Raw genomic sequence first — 16,476 nt, 5'->3', positions numbered from 1 at the left:
TGCTTGGACCGGTCCACTCGGCCTGTGTCTCGTGGACCGTTCCCACGCCCGCGGTATCCGGGTCATCGGCGCCACGCTCACCCCGTACGGCGATCACGGCGCGTACACGGCGGCCCGGGAAGGCGTACGGCAGGCGGGTAACGCCTCGATCAGGGGTGGCGGGATCTTCGACGCGGTGGCGGATTGGACCGGGCCGTCCGCGACCCCGTCCGCCCGCATCGGATCCGTCCCGCCTACGACCCCGGCGACCACCTCCACTTCAACGACGCGGGGCATGCGCGCCCTGGCCGACGCGATCGACCTGTCCGACGTGACGCCATAACCCGTACCGCCGTACCCCGTACCGCCGTAACCCGTGACCCCGTGACCCGTGCCGTCGTGAGGACAACGACCACCGGCCCGTCTCAGCCCCCGAACACCACGCCCACCCACGCCCCCGTGACCAGCAGGCACGCGAACAGCTCCGCCAGGACGCTCGACCCGCCCGAGCGCATCGCCGTGCGCGTCGCGGCCTTCGCCGCGCCGTGGCGGCCGAGGCGGAGCCGTTCCGAGAGGTAGATGCCGCCGACGAAGCCGGGGATCGCGCCGAGCACGGGGAGGAGGACGAAACCGAGGAGGCAGCCGACACCGGCGTACACGGCCATTCGGGGGGTGGCGCCGCTCTCCGCCACGCGCCGGGGCGGCAGGACCCAGCGGATCGCCCGGGACAGGAGCAGGACCACGGTGGCGCCCACGAGAACCCACCAGGCGATCGGCCGCGGGTCCTCCAGCGCCCACCACATGACCCCGGCCCACACCAGCCAGGACCCCGGTACGCCGGGCACCAGCACTCCGCACAGGCCGAGCAGCACCACCACTCCGACCAGCAGGAGTTCCCACGCTCCCATCTGCCCAGGGTGCAGGACCGCGCGAGAAAGCGCAGGTCAGTGTCAGTCCCGGATCACCCACGCGCGCTCGTACGCGTGCCAGCCCAGTTGCAGGCGGGTCGTCACACCGGTCAGCTCCATCAGGCGTTTCACCCGGCGCTGCACGGTCCGCAGGCCCAGATCGAGCTGTTTGGCGACGCTTGCGTCGGTCATGCCGGCCAGCAGCAGGGAGAGGATCTCCAGATCGGTGTCGTCGGGGCCGTCCGGTACGTCCTCGGTGACGCGGCCGACGCCGAGCCGCAGCGGCAGGGCCTGCCGCCACACCGACTCGAACAGGCCGGACAGCAGCTCCAGCAGACCGCTCGCGTGGACGACGAGCGCGGCGGGCTCGGCGGTGTGGGTGGTGAGCGGGACCATCGCGAGCGTCCGGTCGGCGATGACCAGCTTCGTCGGCACCTCGTCCATCACCCGCACCCGTTCCTCCCGGCCCAGCGCGGCCGACAGCTCGGTGAGCCCGCTGTCCTCGTCCAGGACGGCCCGCTCGACCACCACGCGGTAGCCGACACCGCGGCCGGTGGCCTGCTCCTCGGCGGGATTGTTCTCCGGCCCGGAGACCGCGATCGGCGCGCCGGTGACCATGGCGCACACCTCCTCCGTGGCACCGAGCTGGATCTGCAGGAAGCGCTGCGCTATGGCGGCCGAGCCGATCACCACCTCGACCAGGTCGTGGGCGGCGGGCTCGGCCGCGCTCGCCCGGTACTCCTCGGCGAGGATCGCCGCCGCCAGCTCGGCCTTCTCCAATTCGTGCCGCTGCTGGGTGAGCAGCGCGCCCAGGGCCACGCCGGGCGGCGCGGCCACCCAGCGGCCGGGGCGGGCGGAGGACTGGGCCGCGAGACCGTGCCGCTCCAGCCGACGCAGCGCGCGCTCGGTGTCGTGCTCCCCGAGCGTGAGCCGGCGCGCCAGGTCCGGTACGTCGGCGGCGCCCACGGACACCAGGGCCCGGTACGCCGACTCGTGCGTCTCGTCGAGCCCTATCGCTCCCAGCATGCGACGACGCCCTCCCTTGCCGTGCCTTTCCCGGCGTTTCCGCCTCGGCACATCATCACCGCACCGCACACCGCACTGGTCGGCGGGGTCATACAGCGGAATACCAGGAACATGCCTCACACTCGGCCGACCAGCCCGCGCGCCCGCAGCGCGCCCCCGGTCATCCGGCGCCGCCGGGCGGTTTCTCCTGTGGGGGTGGCACCGCCCGGCGGCTTCTTCCCGCCGGACCGTTCCAAACCGGACTGTCCAAACCGGACTGTCCAAACCGGACCGTTCCAAAGCCGTCTCGGCGGCACCGGTGGCTTCGGACGATCCTCCGAATCCTTCCGGTCCCCACCGATCCCTCGACTCCCTTGCCTCGCACCGGAGTTCGACGTGTAGTCCGACACGCCGTTAGGTCGTCGGCTCCGCGGGCCGATTTTCCGGATGCCCCGTTTTCATACGGCTCCTGAGGTGGACAATTAGGGGCATGAGCCAGCAGGGGGAGAGGCCGACCGGTCACGAGGACGACTGGTGGCGGCAGTTGTACGACGACTCCAAGGGGGACACGGGCCCCTCGGTCGCGGCCGATTCCCTCGACGACCGCTTCGCCTCGGCGGCGGACACGCTCGGGAAGCCGCCGACGAGTCCGACGACGCCGAGGAGCGCGCCGGGCGCGTCGAGTCCATCGGGTGCGTCGAGTCCGCCGGATCCGCCGGGTGCGTCGAGTCCGCCAAGCGGGTCGAGCCGAGCGGGTGCCTGGAGCGCGGTGCCGGGTACATCGGGTGCCTGGAGCGCGGTGCCGGGTGAGTCGAGCGCCAGGGCGAACAGTCCGGGGGGACCGTCCGCCGGAGCCAGCGGCACGGGCGGACCGCCCGCGGCCCAGGACGCCCCGGGGCCCGCATCGGCCAACCCGGGCGGCCTCTCGGGCAGGGTGCCCTCCCAAGGCCCGCCGGGGGGACTCGGCGGGTGGGGCAGCGCCGAGGGACTTGCCGCTGCCGGTGAGTCCGCTGAAGCCGGCCGAGTCGGCGGACAGGCCGCCGGCGGTGGTCCGAGCGGGCAAGCCGACCGTCGCGGTCCCAGCGGACAGGCCGACCGTGGTGGTCCGGCCGGGCAGGGCGGACGGGGTGGCCCCGCCGGGCAGGCCGACCGTGGCGGTCCCAGTGGGCAGGCCGCCGGCGGTGGTCCCGCCGGGCAAGGTGACCGTGGTGGTCCCGTCGGCCAGGGCGGACGGGGTGGCCCCGCCGGGCAGGCCGACCGTGGCGGTCCCAGCGGGCAGGCCGCCGGCGGTGGCCATAGCGGGCAAGCAGACCGCAGTGGTCTCGCCGGCCAAGGCGGACGTGGCGGCCGAGCCGGTGACCCCCCGAAACCCGCCTCACCCCCGGACACCGGCCCCGACGCCCTGCGCCGCAGTGGTCTCACCCCGCAGCGCGCTCCTTGGGAACCACCACCCGTCCAGCCGACAGGTCCCCTGACCTTCCCGCCCGGGCCCACCCCGTCGGGCTTCCGCGTGACCGCCCCCCGACGCCGTACGCCCCCACAGTCACCCACCGGGAGAGGGCGCGACTCGCGACACTCGACGGACGCGCCTTCCACTCCGGGCGGCTGGCCTCCAGCGGGCGCGCCTCCTGTCCCCGGCGGCCGTCCTCCGGCGGACGTACCTCCCGGCGGCATGCCGCCGACGGATGCACCCCCCAGCCGTACACCCCTGCGCCCACCGCTCGTCGGGGGAGGGCCCGCCTCAAGTCCCCCGACGGACGTGCCTGCCGGCCCAGGCGGCCCTCCCCCGGGGGACGTGCCTGCCCGCCCCGGTGGCCCTCCTCCGGGGGACGTGCCTGCCGGTGGTATGCCCCCGGCGGACACTCCCCCCGGCGGCACGCCCCCGCGCCCTCCGCTCGCCGGGCGAGGGCCCGCCTCAAGTCCCTCGACGGACGTGCCTGCCGGCCCCGGTGGCCCTCGTCCGGGGGACGTACCTCCCGGCGGCCTCCCCCCGGCGGACACACCCCCCGCCGGTACACCTCCGCGGCCCTCCGTCCCCCCGCAGGCGCGACCCTCCAGCCCTCCACCGCCCCCGCGCCCATGGACGCGCTCGCCCGCGCCGCGGCCTTCCGACGCCGTTCCGCCCGCCGCGCGTCGGTCGGCGGAGGGGCCCTCTTCGGAGTCCTCGGGGGCCAGCGGCTCGACCGGGCCCCACACCCCCGAGGCGCGCCGGACCGGCGGCTCGGCGGCCTTGGCCGGTGCCGCCGCGTCGGCCTCGGCCCCGCCGCCCGACGCCGAGCCCTCCGACGCCCGGCCGTCCACCCAGCTCGACCTCCCCACCCTTCAGGCGCAGGAGATCACGCTGGTCACCGGCAGCCGGCCGGTGCGGGTCGACTACGTGGGGTCCGGGCCGCCGACGTACGACGCGGAGCCGACCGCGTTGCCGGCGGCGGATCCGGAGGATCTGGGGGATCTGGTCGCGGACACGGTGCTGGACGGGGCGCGTTACGGGGCGTGCACGCTGCGCGCCGCGTCGCTGCGCGGGGACTCGGCGCGCTACCGGGGCGAGCCACGCCGGGACGCGCTCCTGACCGCCCGTTTCGGGGTGGGTGAGCAGGCCCTGGTGCTGGTGGCCATGGCGACCGGCGCCCGGGCCACGCCGGGGGCGCACCGCGCGGCCGCGGAGGCGTGCCGGTGGATCGGGCGGGCCGTCGGGCTCAGCCACGCACGGCTGGTGGAGGACATCCGGGCGGGCCGGCGCGGAGACCTCAAGTCCGGACTGCACCGGCTCACCGACCGCAGCCTCGGCAAACTGCGTGCCGGCGCGGTCGAGCAGGGGCTCGACCCGGAGGAGTACACGGCGAGCCTGCGCTGTCTGCTGCTCCCGGCCGACCCCCGGTGCCGTACGCGCGTGTTCTTCGGGGTCGGCGCCGGGGGACTGTTCCGGCTGCGGGACGGGGAGTGGCAGGACATAGAGCCCCGGGTCGCGGACACCGCGGGCGCGCCGGTGGTCGGCTTCGGTTCGCTGCCGCACGAGACCCCGGACGGCGACCGCCTCACCATGGACCTTGGCATCACGACACCTCCGAGCCCGTACGAACCCGCCCCCGTGCCACCCCGCGAACCCTTCCGCTTCCGGGCATCCGTGGCCCGCGAGGACGACGTCCTGCTGCTGTGCACCGGCGGCTTGGCCGAACCCCTGCGCGGAGAGGCCCCGCTCGCCGAGCATCTCGCGGCCCGCTGGGGAGCCGCCGAGCCGCCCGGCCTCGCCGCGTTCCTCGCCGACGCCCAGGTCAGGGTCAAGGGCTACGCCGACGACCGTACGGCCGCCGCCGTCTGGGAGGCCTGACGACGACCACGGCCGACAGGAACAGGCGTCAACCAGCCGCGCTCGGCCGCAGGTTGGCCTGTACCAAGCGCAGGGTTCCGGCCAAACAACATCATCGGGGCGAGTGACCGGTCTCGGGCGGCGGCTGCCGTACGCGTACGGCAGCCGTGCCCCGGTGGTATACGGCCGGATCGGCGGCCCCGCACGGGCAGTTGGGCCCGACGGCGGCGGTCGGACCGGGGCGTCCGGAGTGGGGTGGGGTGCCGGGTTCGTCGGTGTGTGCGGTGATTTTCCGGGGCGGGAAGAGCTCTCACAAGGTACTGATAGCTGGCTTGACTCTGTGCGTTTGAAAGCGTACGGAGGGTCGTTGACGATTCGACATGAGTGCCGCGTTCCGGACGGGGCATGGATCCCCGTGTACGTGTTCGAGCGGGAGGGGAAGCGTCATCGGCGTGTGGGCGGGGGTCATGAAGAGGCAGGCGCGAGGGAGCGGTCCCATGGCGATCGGGGCCTCCTCGGCAGAAGCGGTGGGGGAAGCGACCGACAACGGGACGGACCAGGCCGGTGCCGGACAGCTCAGGCGCAGACTCGGGCGGGCCGACCTGAGGGCGGTGCCCGAGGCCCGTAGAGCCCTGCGGGAGCTGCTACGGCAATGGGGGCGGCCGGAAAGATCGGAGATAGCGGAACTGCTGACGAGCGAGCTGGTCACCAACGCGCTCATCCACACCGACCACGACGCGGTGCTGACCGCCACCGTCTCACCGCGCGGACTCCACGTGGAGGTACGGGACTTCGTGGGACGCAGGCCCAAACCGCGGATGCCGAACGCCGACGACGGCACCCACGGACGCGGCCTCCTCCTCGTACAGTCCCTCGCCGACGCCTGGGGGGTACGGGCGCACGGAGTGGGCAAGGCGGTGTGGTTCGACCTCGACGGCGGCCTGACGTAGCGACAGCCGGCCCGCTTCGGAAGAGGACGCCGAAACGTGAAAACGGACCGGGGCGCGGCATGATGCCGCGCCCCGGTCCGATGTGCGGTTCGGGATCAGCCGAACTGCTGCTCCAGGTCCTTGAGCTTGCGCTCCAGGGAGTCGAGCCGCGGCAGGGCCATGGTGTCGTCCTCCGCGGTGAGGTCGACGGTGTACGACTTGTCAGAGCCGTTGCGTACGGGCTGCAGGGAGGGACGCGAACGTACGGGCAGCTGATCCGGCGTCGATATGGCAGGCTCCGAGGCGACCTGAGCCGCGGGCACGCGCTCCACGGTGGTGTCCACCTGGCGCCCGCCGCCACCGCCGCCGCCGCCACGACCGGGCAGGCCCCGGTGGCCCCGGCTGATGGCCTTGAGATGGGCGCGCTCCAGACGCTCCTGCTCGCGCTTGCGCGTACGGCTCTCGGCCTTGATCCGCTTGTCCTCGCGCACCTCGTCCACGGCCTCGTCCAGGCTGCGCACACCCTCCAGGAGCATGAGCGACCAGGCCTTGTACGTCTCACGCGGGGCCCGCAGCCAGCGGACGACACGGATCTGCGGCAGCGGACGCGGCACGAGGCCCTGCTCGCGCAGCGCGGCCCGGCGGGTCTGCTTCAGCGCGCGGTCGAAGAGGACCGCGGCGGACATGGACATGCCGGCGAAGAACTGCGGGGCGCCGTCGTGGCCGAGGCCCCTGGGCGCGTGCACCCAGTTGAACCAGGCCGCCGCACCGGCGAACGTCCATACGAGTATCCGCGAGCCGAGGGCCGCGTCACCGTGGCTGGCCTCGCGCACAGCGAGCACCGAGCAGAACATGGCGGCACCGTCCAGGCCGAACGGAACCAGGTACTGCCACCCGTTGGTGAGGCCCAGGTTCTGCTCGCCGAAGCCGACCAGGCCGCGGAAGGAGAGCGCGGCGGCGACCGCCGCACAGCAGAAGAGGAGGATGTAGGAGGCCGTGCCGTACAGGGCCTCCTTGCGCCTGCGGCGCTCCTCACTGCGTTCCCACGAATCCTCGGTCTTCGCGTGCTCCCCGGAGCGCTTGCCGCGCGCGAGCACCGCAACCGCCGCCAGCATGCCCAGGAGCAGTACGGCGCCCGGAAGCAGCCAGTTCAGCGATATGTCGGTCAATCTCATCAGGGGTCCCTTGCATTGGGATAGGGCGTAACGCCCGCCATAGTGGCCCAATCCTCGCGGCCCTCAGGGGGTTTCGGGGCAAGAGACCGCCAAAGAAGTGCAATGAGTGACGCCAGGCGGCATTCTGCTCGAACTACCGCGCGAGGGACGGGAGTTGAGTGCGAGTGAGATTACCCGTTCGAGTGGTTCAACGGAAAGTTCCTGCGGCAAGTGAGGAATTTGTGAACCACCTGTAACCCAACGAGGGTCCCACCCGGAGTTGATCTTACGGCACATGCCGCGGGCGATCGCCGGGGGGTTGCTCCGGCGAGGAGCATCCCGGCGATCGCGAGGGTCCGTCAAGTGGTGGCGGCGGCCGTCAGTTTGGCGATCCGGTCCGCCTCGCAGGTGCGCGGGCAGGTGACGCAGGTGTCCTCCGGGGCCAGCGTGTAGAACATGCAGCAGCTCGCCCGGTCCCGGGTGGGCAGCGACTCACCGCCGGGGCCGGTCAGTTCACGGAACCCCGCGGCCCCTACGTACGGCCGGGTCGCGCCCGGCAGCAACAGCTCCAGCTCGCGTCGGCAGCGCTCCTGCTCGTCCGCGCCGAGGAGTTCGGCGATGTACCAGATGCCCTCGACGATCTCGTCGGTCGCCATGCCCCACAGCGCGCGGCCACGCCGCCGCATCCTCGGGCCGAAGCCGCCGAGTACCGGTTCTATGTGCTCGGCGAACGCCGCCCGGACCTCGGCCCGCAGTGCCTCCTCGTCCGGGACCACCCGGGCGCCCGGCTCACCGGCCGCCGGATCGCCCGGCAGGCAGCTGAACGTTTCGCCCCGCACCACCAGCCGGCTCTGCTCGCGCTGGAACGCGACATGCTCGGCCGGGAAGCGCGGCACCCGGCGCTGCAGGAACCAGGGGACCGTGAAGAGCAGACAGGCGTACCAGGAGTACCGGTGCAGCCCGAACGTCGCCACCACGTCCGGGCGGCCCTTGCGGCCGTAGTCCCGCAGTACCTGGGCCTCGTCCCACGCGAGGAACGCGTCGAGCTCGGGTCCGGCCGCCGCGAGTCCGGCGGCGCTGACCCATCCCTCACCATCGGGCAATGGATCACCGGGGGAGAGTTCTGTCACGCTCATCACCGGCAGAACCTCGGTCAGGCGGGCGTACGCGGCTGTCACGGGGGACGTTCGCGAAGTGGGTGCCGGTGCCGGTGCCGGTGCTGACTGGGGCATACGGAGACCGCCGTTTCACCATCGCTGCCAGGTAAGGCTCACCTTACCCAAGGCGGCGGAGGTTTGAACTGAGGGCTAGTGCGCCTATCGCGCTTCATGGCCGACAGCTCTGCCGCACCTCTCTGACGCGGACAGCTCCGCGCAGCCGGTCGTGCAGCCTCGCCCCGCCACTTGATGCCGTTGTCGACGAGGTAGCGCGCCGCGTCGATCATGGGCATACGGAGACCGCCGTTTCGCCATCGCTGCCAGGTAAAGAGCAGCCGTCAGAAGAATCGTTTCTTCTTGCGGATTGTGCTTCTGGCAGCCAAGGCGGAGGGTACCGTTACCTGCACCTGCTTTCTTGCCAACCCGCCCTGGCCTGTCCGGTCCTGCCAACTCAATCAGGGAGAGTGACGCGTGACAGAGGCCATTGTGACTGCTGCGCTCGCCAAGATTTCCGAAGGGTCCGGCGCTGCGCTCATCGACCTCATCCGCCGCCACCTTGACGGAAATCAGGAGCCTTCACAGGAACCAGAAGTCCTGGCCCGAGCGGAACGAGGAGCTCTCTCCGCGGATGACAGGCGTGAACTCCACGCCCTGCTGTCCACACACGCGAGTCAGAACCCAACGTTCCGGGACCATCTGCACAGGCTTTCCATGTCCGCTGGCGTCAACAACTCCGTGACATCCAGCAATGTGCAGAAACTCATTCAGGCCCAAAACGTTGGTAACGTCTCGATGTGACGCACAACGCAGCGGGAATACGAAGTGCTAGGGACGGATCTGGCCCGCGCCGTGGACAAAGGACTGGAGGCAAGGCTCAGTGAATCCCGAACAGGAAGGCGGTCCACATAATATTGCGGAACGCCTGTCGGCGAATCAGCTGCTGCAGGTGGGGTCGTCAGGTCCTATATATGTCCAGCGATCACCCTCGGTGAACCGTGCTGAAGTACCGCATATGCTGCCCGGCGGCGTGGGCCGGGTCATCGGCCGGTCGCACCTCCTGAAAGCCATGGACGACGCCATGGGATCCCTGGGATCCCGGTGCTGTGTGCTGTGGGGACTGGCCGGATCGGGCAAGACCACTCTGGCACTCGCATGGTCGGGATCGCGGCTGGAAAATTACCCCGACGGGCAGTTCTTCGTCGACATGCAGGCATATTCGAATGCCCCGAGGGTGGAACCCCGTGACGCGCTGCGCACCTTCCTGGCCGCGCTTGGCGTAAGCCGCTCCGACTTGACCGATGACACAGGATGGGGCAACGCCTTCCTCGCAGCGACAGCAGGAAAGAAGTGCCTGGTAATAATTGACAACGTGTCGACATACGACGATGTCAAAGAACTCGTCCCTGGCGTGGGCTCCAGCCTTATTGTCACAAGTCGACGCGCCATCCCGGAAATGATCATTCGGCACCAGGCTCAGGTCCTCAAATTGCCCCTGCTCAGCATCGAAGAAGGCATCGAACTGCTCGCGGAACGCGTGGGCTTCGTCCGCGTCGGCAGGGACAACCACAGCGCGACCCGCATCGTCGAACTGCTGGAAGGACACCCACTGGCGCTCGCCATCGTCGCCGCCAAACTCGCCGTCCACACCACTTGGGACCTCCAGGACGCACTCGCAGGAATCCAGTCCGGAGACACCCCCCTGCGGTTCCTCGACGACGCTGATCTCGGCATAGAGGTCGGAAGAGTCGTCTCTTGGTCCGTCGAAGACCTCGATCCCGAAACCAAGTACGTCCTGTACGCAGCATCGATGTTGCCCAACACCGAGCTCTCCAGCGCCGTGCTGCGCCTCGTCCTCGACCAGGACGAATCCAGATGCGACCGGACCCTGCGCGCACTGACTCTCGCCTCACTGATCGACGAGATCAGCCGAGGGCACTACCGCATGCACGACATCATCCGGGCGTACCTGTCTGAGACGCGCGCCCAAGTACTGAACGCTGAACAACAGACCGACATCGCCCGCCGGATCCGCACCACCTACCTCGCGCTCAGCTTCGCAGCCGACCAAGCGATCGACCCCAACCGCGCACCGATCGCGCTGGGAGACACAGCAGAACGGATCGCTGGCGAGGTCCGATTCACCGTTCCCGAGGCACTCACCTGGTTCAGCACCATCACACCATCCATGGTCCGCCTGATGGACGAAGCATCAGACACCCACGACTGCGAGTTCGTCACCCGCTTCGCCTGGTGCGTCAACACCTACCTCTACTGGCGACAAGACGTCCCCAAAACCCTTGAGGTCCAAGAACGCGCCCTCCAAGCGGCCGTGGCCGGCGACCACCCGATGGAGGCCCACTGCCGGCGCGGCCTGGGAAGGGCGCTCGCCGACGCCGGACGGCTCGACTCCGCAAAGGAACAGCTCCTGACGGCCCTCAGCATTGAAAGTGCCCGCGGAGACAGCAGCCAGACAGCCTCCACCCAGCACGCCATGGCCGAACTCTCACTCCGCTCCGGCTCCTACCACCAGGCCCTGCGCTGGGGCCTGCGCGCCGCCAGAGAATCCCGGCGCAACGACAACGCCGTGCGCGAAGCACGAGGCTTGTACGACGCCGCACGCGCCCTCATCGAGCTGGGACGCTACACCTGGGCCGAAGACCTGGGCCTGCGTAGCCTGGCGATGTGCGAGGAAAGGGCGAACGCGTACGGCCGCGCGCTCGCCCTGCGAGTCCTCGGGACAGCCGGAGTCAGGTCCGGAGACCTCGAGAAAGGCTGCACCTGGTTGGAACGTGCATGGCGAGCCGAAGAAGCACTCGGCAACTCCCGTTCCGTTCGCGCGATTCTGCAGCAACTCGAAGATGCCTACACCCAAGTCGGGAACGACAGCGCGGTGGCCGAGGTCCATCGCGTCCTCACAGATCTCGATCGCTTCGTCAGCGCAGGCGAGCCCAGGTGAAACGGCAACCACATGGCTCTGCGTCACACGCCCCTCGTCCCCTCCGATCGACTGGCCAGTCCTTCCTCCTATCGTCAGCTCGCGCGCCGCACCGAGGACGCCCGCTTCCGCGCCACGCTGGACAATCTCATCGGGACACAAGCCCTTGGCACCTTGAGCCGAGCGCTCGCCCGCGAGGGAGCCGTCAGCACGACCGGACTGCTCGCGGCGAGCCAGTTCGACGACTTCCGGCAAACCTACGACGCGGAGATGCGCGCAGGCGGCAGCCGCGGCACGCTGCACAGCTACCTGAACATCGCCTCGTCGACACCGTTGCTGACGAACCCCGGCTTGTGGGACACCGTCGCGCACCCGCTCTTCGTCGTCCTCATCGCCTACGCACTGGGCGGCCCGATAAAGATGATCGACATGCGGGCCAAGGACACCTACCCAGTCGACGTGGTCGCCCGGGACAACACCCTGCACCTGGACAACAGCCCCTTCATCGACGAGTACAAAGTGGTTGTCACCTGGAAGCTGGGCAGCGCGAAAGGACCCTCAGGCCAGGGGCTGACCTACCTGCCGCGCACGAACCGGCTCTTCAGACAGTGCTTCGTGGAAGCGGACGGGAGCGTCTGGAGTGACGAAGACGCCTGCATCTTTCCGTCCGAGAGCCGAGTCGATGAAGTACTTACCGCACAGGCAGGCTTCATCGAAGGGCCTGACCCGCTGGTGGTGCACTTGACCGATCTCGACGCGCCATGTCACACGATCTTCGCGGCAAGCCGACTGGTCCACCATCGATACCGCACGTCGACCGGAGCGGCCCGAAGCGCTGTCATGGCGTCCTTCCACCGCACTGATGACAGCGAGGAACAACTCGGCTCGAAAGAGCCCGGCCACACGCCACTCAAGCAGTTCCTCGTCACCGGCGGATCACAAGAGCGATTCCTTTCCGCCGTGCACCATGAAAAACCCGCTATCGAAGCAGCCTTGGACCAACTCTCTGCAAGACCGGACCTTCTGGTAGACCCCCGGCGGCACTCTCTCACCGGAGAGGCCTTCACCCAGTGGTACTCACGTCAATGCGCAGGCGTCACACTCAACAACCTACGCACACGGCAAATGTCCCAGAAAACCGCTGACCGTACGTCTCCCGTCGGCCGACTCGTGCAAAGACTCCAGTTCGACCTGCAAGGCCCTCTCAACATGCCCTTCTTCGCCGACATGAGGGAGGCGCGGCGCAAGCGCGCGCGGATCTGGCTTCGGGAAATGTCCCCTGAGGACATCCACGAGGTCATCGAAGCAGAGTGCATGGCATCCCCCCACATCATCAGCCCGGCCGGACAGGAAGCCATCCACGGATCCACCACCGCCCTCCGCAGCCTCCTGCTGGACCTCGGCCGGCTGCTGGCCCCATCACGAGCAGCCGAAGCCAGTGCCATGCCGGGACCGGCAGACGCGTGGGCTGTTCGTTCCTTGCCTTCATTCATCCGGGACCTCACCGTCACAGCGAGCTGGCTGGGGGAGGGGGACAGGGACTCGCTGACCACAGCGATGGCGTTCGCTCTCCTTGCCTCCGCTCTGAGCTCAAGACGGTTCAGCCTGGGAGAGGAAGGCCACCACATCACCGAACGGCTGCTTCAAGGCTACGTGGCCCTGGTGAACGACACCGCGGACACGCACCCATGACACCGGAGCGCCGCAGCCTCGACATCTACCTGCAGTCGGTCAACGAACAGATCCAAACGACGAAAATGTCGTCGGAGCTGTGGTTTCGAAGCCCTCCCCGGCATCAGATCCGCGCAAACGACCAGTTCGTGCGGGTACTCATGAGCGGAGGGCTGGCACCGGCGGCATCGCCCCCCATCTCCGTGGCTGAACTCGCGGAGCCTTGCCCCAGCGCAGTGCGCAGTGCGTACTGGGTCCAGGCCACACGAACTCGAGACGTCGCTGTCCACTTCGGGGCGGCCGGCCACACCTATCTTCACGAGTACTTCACAGCCGACGCCGGACGAAGCCGCGAAGCTGCACGCGCACGCGCACGACGGACCGTGGCCCCCTCCACACCAGCGGACTACCTGCTGCGCAGCATCGACCGGCTCACCGCGGCGACCGGCGCCGATCCCGCTGAGTCCTGCCGCAAGAACATGCGCATACTGGCGCGGGACTGGCCCCGCCTCGTCCGTTCATGTCAGGCACCACCGGACTCCGCGCTGCCTGCCTCCCGCGTACTGCGCGAGTTCTACCGCTCGGCCGCAACGGAAAACCCGCCAGGCCACGGTCCCAAGCACACGCCACCCAGCTCGCCAGGCGATGGTCCACCGGTACTGCTCACGGAGGCCGAAGCCCGCGAGATGGCAACGTCGTACATGCTCGGCCGGCTCCCGTTCACGGCCCAGGAATACCGCATGGCCGCGGAACTGGTGGCCATGCCCCGACTGCAGTCAGCGCTGCTGGCGGTTCAACTGCAGCTCACAGCCTCCTCCGCAGAGCCGCTGGCCAGGCTCGTGGCGGGCTTCGGGACACCGCGAGTCCTGCTGCCGTTCACCGAAGCCTTCGTCGACCGCTTCGATTACAGCTCATCGGCGGGAATCGACTTGTCCCCGAACCCCAAGCTGATCACGGTTCTCTGCAACAACGTTGTACCGGCCATCGCCGGCGAACTCCTTCGCAAAAAGGCGCAGGCCCCCGACCTGGACTCCGACTCCATCCGGGCCGGTGTCATCGCAGCGAGACGACGCCACATCTACGAGATAATGATCGCGCTCTTCAACCGAGCAGACACTCTTCCCCCTGACATGGTGGCGTTGTCCGGCTTCAACCGGCGTGTGTGTCCCGCCGCCGTGCCCTTCTCAGCGTTCCTCGAAGAATGGCTGCCCTACTACTTCGAACGCCTTTCATAAGATGACGAACCGTCCTCCCAACGCGCGGATGAACCAGATCCCAGCTTGGGAGGAGGCTGTGAGTCACCGCCTGTCTGCTCAAGGCGGAGAGCGAGTTGTGACTGAAGGCCCGCGCTGCGTGCTCAACGTTCTGCGGCAAGGCGGGCATTTGTGGGCGCTGCAGGGCTTGTCGCGCTCGGCGAGCCTGTCTCGGCGATGCCGCCGAGACGGAGTGCGGTTGTGCAGTTGCGGGCTTCGAAGCGCCTGCGAGGAACGTCCCGCGCGGTCTTTAGACTCGAACTTTCGTGGCTACTCGTCACTACGACGAAGTGGAGGTGGTCTGGACAGCCTCGACCCGGCGCAACGTCACCGAGGTTCTGGAACTGCTTGGGGCCACGCGCGTACACGCGGACGCACTCCACGACGACGCAGCGCTTGCACATCCTGGCGAACCCCCGCACCCACGACCGTGGCGGCGGGCTCATTTCATCGACCCCATCGACGGAACGGCCGGCTTCGCGGCCGGGCGACCAGACTGGCGTACCCTCATCGCCGTCGAAGACAACGACGACATCACGATGGGATTGGTGCGCGTTGTTGGTTGCCGCTGGCCGACTGGATGTGTTCCTGCTGGCCGGATGCGGACCATGGGACGTTGCCGCCATGGTTCCGGTCGTCGAGGAAGCTGGTGGCCGATTCAGCGACATGACGGGCGGGCGCGCACTCGATGCTGGGGCTGCCCTGTTCAGCAACGGTGTACTGCATGAAGAGGTCCTTCGTTGCATACGCAGATCTGAGTCCTCTGTCGGCGATCTCTGAACCTGCACCCCTTTGGGGTCGCGGACGCGATCGCGTGGCTCAACCAGGTCTCCCGTACTGCGGCGCCGGCCGACCCCGCGCACGGCCCGGTCCGCGACCTCGCACACGAGCAGATCAACTGTGACCGGTGAACCGTCACGTCGAACCGGCGGCCTCCCGTACGAAAACGCCGTTTGCGGAAGTGTTTCCACCTTCGGTGCGACCCGGATTCGACCCCGCACACCTACTGCCCCAAAAGCGTCCGGTTGACCTGGGTAAATGTGAGCGCAGGGGGATTAAACCCTATACTCGTGGTAACAACCCCAGTAGTGACCTAAGCGCCCCCATGTACCCCGTCTGTACCCCGTCGGCCGCACTACTCGACACACGACTCGGCTCGGAGGAGAACCCGTGGAGCAGGCCGGACCTCGCTCGCGTCAGGCCGCGGCCGCCAGTGCGCCGGACGTCGCCGCCCGTCCGGCGTCCGCCTACCGCGTGCCCGCCCAGCCCGGAGTCGCGGACGTCGACCGGGAGCGGGGCATCGCGGCGGACGGGGGCGGCGGGTCGGCGGTACGCGGCGACACCGGCCCCGTCGCCGACGCGGCCCGGGGTGAGCACACGCACAGCGAGACGCCGATCCCCATGCCCCGCGCGCCGGGCCGCCCGGTCGTCCAACGGGCCTCCGTGCGGGGGCAGATCCTCGACGCGCTGCGGGCCGCGCTCGCGGGCGGGGAGCTGACGCCGGGAGAGGTGTACTCGGCGCCCGCGCTCGGTGAGCAGTTCGGGGTCTCGGCGACTCCCGTGCGCGAGGCGATGCAGCAACTGGCCATCGAGGGCGCGGTCGAGGTCGTGCCCAACCGCGGGTTCCGTGTCGTACGGCGGGGCGCCCGGGAGCTGGCCGAACTCGCGGAGGTGCGGGCGCTGCTCCAGGTGCCGGTCATCATGCGGCTCGCGCGTACGGTGCCGGCGGACCGCTGGGGTGAGTTGCGGCCCCTCGCCGAGGAGACGGCTCGGGCCGCCTCCTCCGGGTGCCGGGCGACGTACGGGGAAGCGGACCGGGCCTTTCACCGGGGGGTGCTGGGGCTGGCCGGGAACGAGCAGTTGACGCAGATCGCCGATGATCTGCACCGGCGTACGCAACTTCCGCGGAGCGTTGGCCACTTGGGCGGGGCGGGGGGCGGTGGTCGGGTGGAACTGATGGCTGACGCCGCCGAGCACATCGCCTTGTTGGACGCGTTGGTGGCGCAGGACCTGGACGCGGCTTGCTGTTTGGTGGAGAAGCATTTCGGCGCGGTGGGTTGAGGGCGGGGCGGCGCCGTAGGGGTTGAGGTGCGCTTTCGGCTGCGGGTCGTGTGTGGTTGCTCGCGCAGTTCCCCGCGCCCCTGAAAAGCAGGGGCTGCGCCCCGTGCTTTTCGGCCC

At 69.5% G+C, this 16,476-nt stretch carries 14 protein-coding genes and 1 pseudogene; 10 read left to right on the top strand and 5 right to left on the bottom strand.

What is annotated here, in order from left to right; genetic code table 11:
* Window positions 1–31 precede the first annotated feature (31 nt).
* Window positions 32–322, top strand: a complete 291-nt coding sequence (locus JIX56_RS09035; protein WP_257538261.1) for a hypothetical protein — start codon at window positions 32–34, stop codon at window positions 320–322.
* Window positions 323–404: 82 nt separating this feature from the next.
* Here JIX56_RS09035 and JIX56_RS09030 read toward each other — a convergent pair whose 3' ends face one another.
* The 3 genes from JIX56_RS09030 to JIX56_RS09020 form a co-directional block, all read right to left on the bottom strand.
* Complete coding sequence (locus JIX56_RS09030) at window positions 405–887, bottom strand: DUF456 domain-containing protein (protein ID WP_257538260.1); 483 nt, start codon at window positions 885–887, stop codon at window positions 405–407.
* 42 nt (window positions 888–929) lie between these two features.
* Window positions 930–1,913, bottom strand: coding sequence for a helix-turn-helix transcriptional regulator (locus JIX56_RS09025; protein WP_257538259.1), 984 nt, complete (start codon window positions 1,911–1,913; stop codon window positions 930–932).
* Between the two features lie 498 nt (window positions 1,914–2,411).
* Window positions 2,412–2,756: a hypothetical protein gene (locus tag JIX56_RS09020; RefSeq protein WP_257538258.1), complete on the bottom strand. Its 345-nt coding sequence runs from the start codon at window positions 2,754–2,756 to the stop codon at window positions 2,412–2,414.
* Between the two features lie 1,366 nt (window positions 2,757–4,122).
* On the opposite strand from JIX56_RS09020, the gene JIX56_RS47625 reads away from it, so the two are divergent.
* Both JIX56_RS47625 and JIX56_RS09010 read left to right on the top strand, forming a co-directional pair.
* Window positions 4,123–5,220: a protein phosphatase 2C domain-containing protein gene (locus JIX56_RS47625; RefSeq protein ID WP_443031796.1), complete on the top strand. Its 1,098-nt coding sequence runs from the start codon at window positions 4,123–4,125 to the stop codon at window positions 5,218–5,220.
* Window positions 5,221–5,696: 476 nt separating this feature from the next.
* Entirely contained in the window at window positions 5,697–6,149 is a 453-nt protein-coding gene (locus tag JIX56_RS09010) for an ATP-binding protein (RefSeq protein ID WP_257538256.1), read from the top strand.
* A 95-nt stretch (window positions 6,150–6,244) separates the two neighbouring features.
* Here JIX56_RS09010 and JIX56_RS09005 read toward each other — a convergent pair whose 3' ends face one another.
* Together JIX56_RS09005 and JIX56_RS09000 are read right to left on the bottom strand one after the other, a co-directional pair.
* Window positions 6,245–7,303: a DUF2637 domain-containing protein gene (locus tag JIX56_RS09005; protein WP_257538255.1), complete on the bottom strand. Its 1,059-nt coding sequence runs from the start codon at window positions 7,301–7,303 to the stop codon at window positions 6,245–6,247.
* 338 nt (window positions 7,304–7,641) lie between these two features.
* Window positions 7,642–8,514, bottom strand: coding sequence for a (2Fe-2S)-binding protein (locus JIX56_RS09000; protein WP_257538254.1), 873 nt, complete (start codon window positions 8,512–8,514; stop codon window positions 7,642–7,644).
* Window positions 8,515–8,910: 396 nt separating this feature from the next.
* On the opposite strand from JIX56_RS09000, the gene JIX56_RS08995 reads away from it, so the two are divergent.
* The 7 genes and pseudogenes from JIX56_RS08995 to JIX56_RS08970 all read left to right on the top strand — a co-directional run bounded on the left by JIX56_RS08995 (window position 8,911) and on the right by JIX56_RS08970 (window position 16,359).
* On the top strand, window positions 8,911–9,237 hold the full coding sequence (locus tag JIX56_RS08995) for a hypothetical protein (RefSeq protein ID WP_257538253.1): 327 nt from the start codon (window positions 8,911–8,913) through the stop codon (window positions 9,235–9,237).
* A 79-nt stretch (window positions 9,238–9,316) separates the two neighbouring features.
* Window positions 9,317–11,395 carry an NB-ARC domain-containing protein gene (locus JIX56_RS08990; protein WP_257538252.1) on the top strand — a complete coding sequence of 693 codons (2,079 nt, stop codon included), beginning with the start codon at window positions 9,317–9,319 and terminating at the stop codon, window positions 11,393–11,395.
* A gap of 12 nt (window positions 11,396–11,407) precedes the next feature.
* A complete protein-coding gene (locus JIX56_RS08985; protein WP_257538251.1) occupies window positions 11,408–13,066 on the top strand; it encodes a hypothetical protein in 1,659 nt (552 codons plus the stop codon).
* Complete coding sequence (locus JIX56_RS08980; protein ID WP_257538250.1) at window positions 13,063–14,280, top strand: hypothetical protein; 1,218 nt, start codon at window positions 13,063–13,065, stop codon at window positions 14,278–14,280. Before JIX56_RS08985 ends, JIX56_RS08980 begins: the two co-directional genes overlap by 4 nt.
* A gap of 284 nt (window positions 14,281–14,564) precedes the next feature.
* Window positions 14,565–14,789, top strand: a pseudogene (locus tag JIX56_RS47965) (hypothetical protein); the annotation flags it as partial.
* Between the two features lie 91 nt (window positions 14,790–14,880).
* Window positions 14,881–15,078 (top strand): inositol monophosphatase family protein, encoded by a 198-nt coding sequence (locus JIX56_RS47960; RefSeq protein ID WP_443031795.1) that lies wholly within the window; start codon window positions 14,881–14,883, stop codon window positions 15,076–15,078.
* Window positions 15,079–15,468: 390 nt separating this feature from the next.
* Window positions 15,469–16,359: a GntR family transcriptional regulator gene (locus JIX56_RS08970; protein ID WP_257538248.1), complete on the top strand. Its 891-nt coding sequence runs from the start codon at window positions 15,469–15,471 to the stop codon at window positions 16,357–16,359.
* Window positions 16,360–16,476: the final 117 nt, after the last annotated feature.

This window comes from Streptomyces sp. CA-210063, assembly GCF_024612015.1.
GTDB lineage: Bacteria > Actinomycetota > Actinomycetes > Streptomycetales > Streptomycetaceae > Streptomyces.
This window is presented reverse-complemented; position numbering and strand designations above follow the sequence as displayed.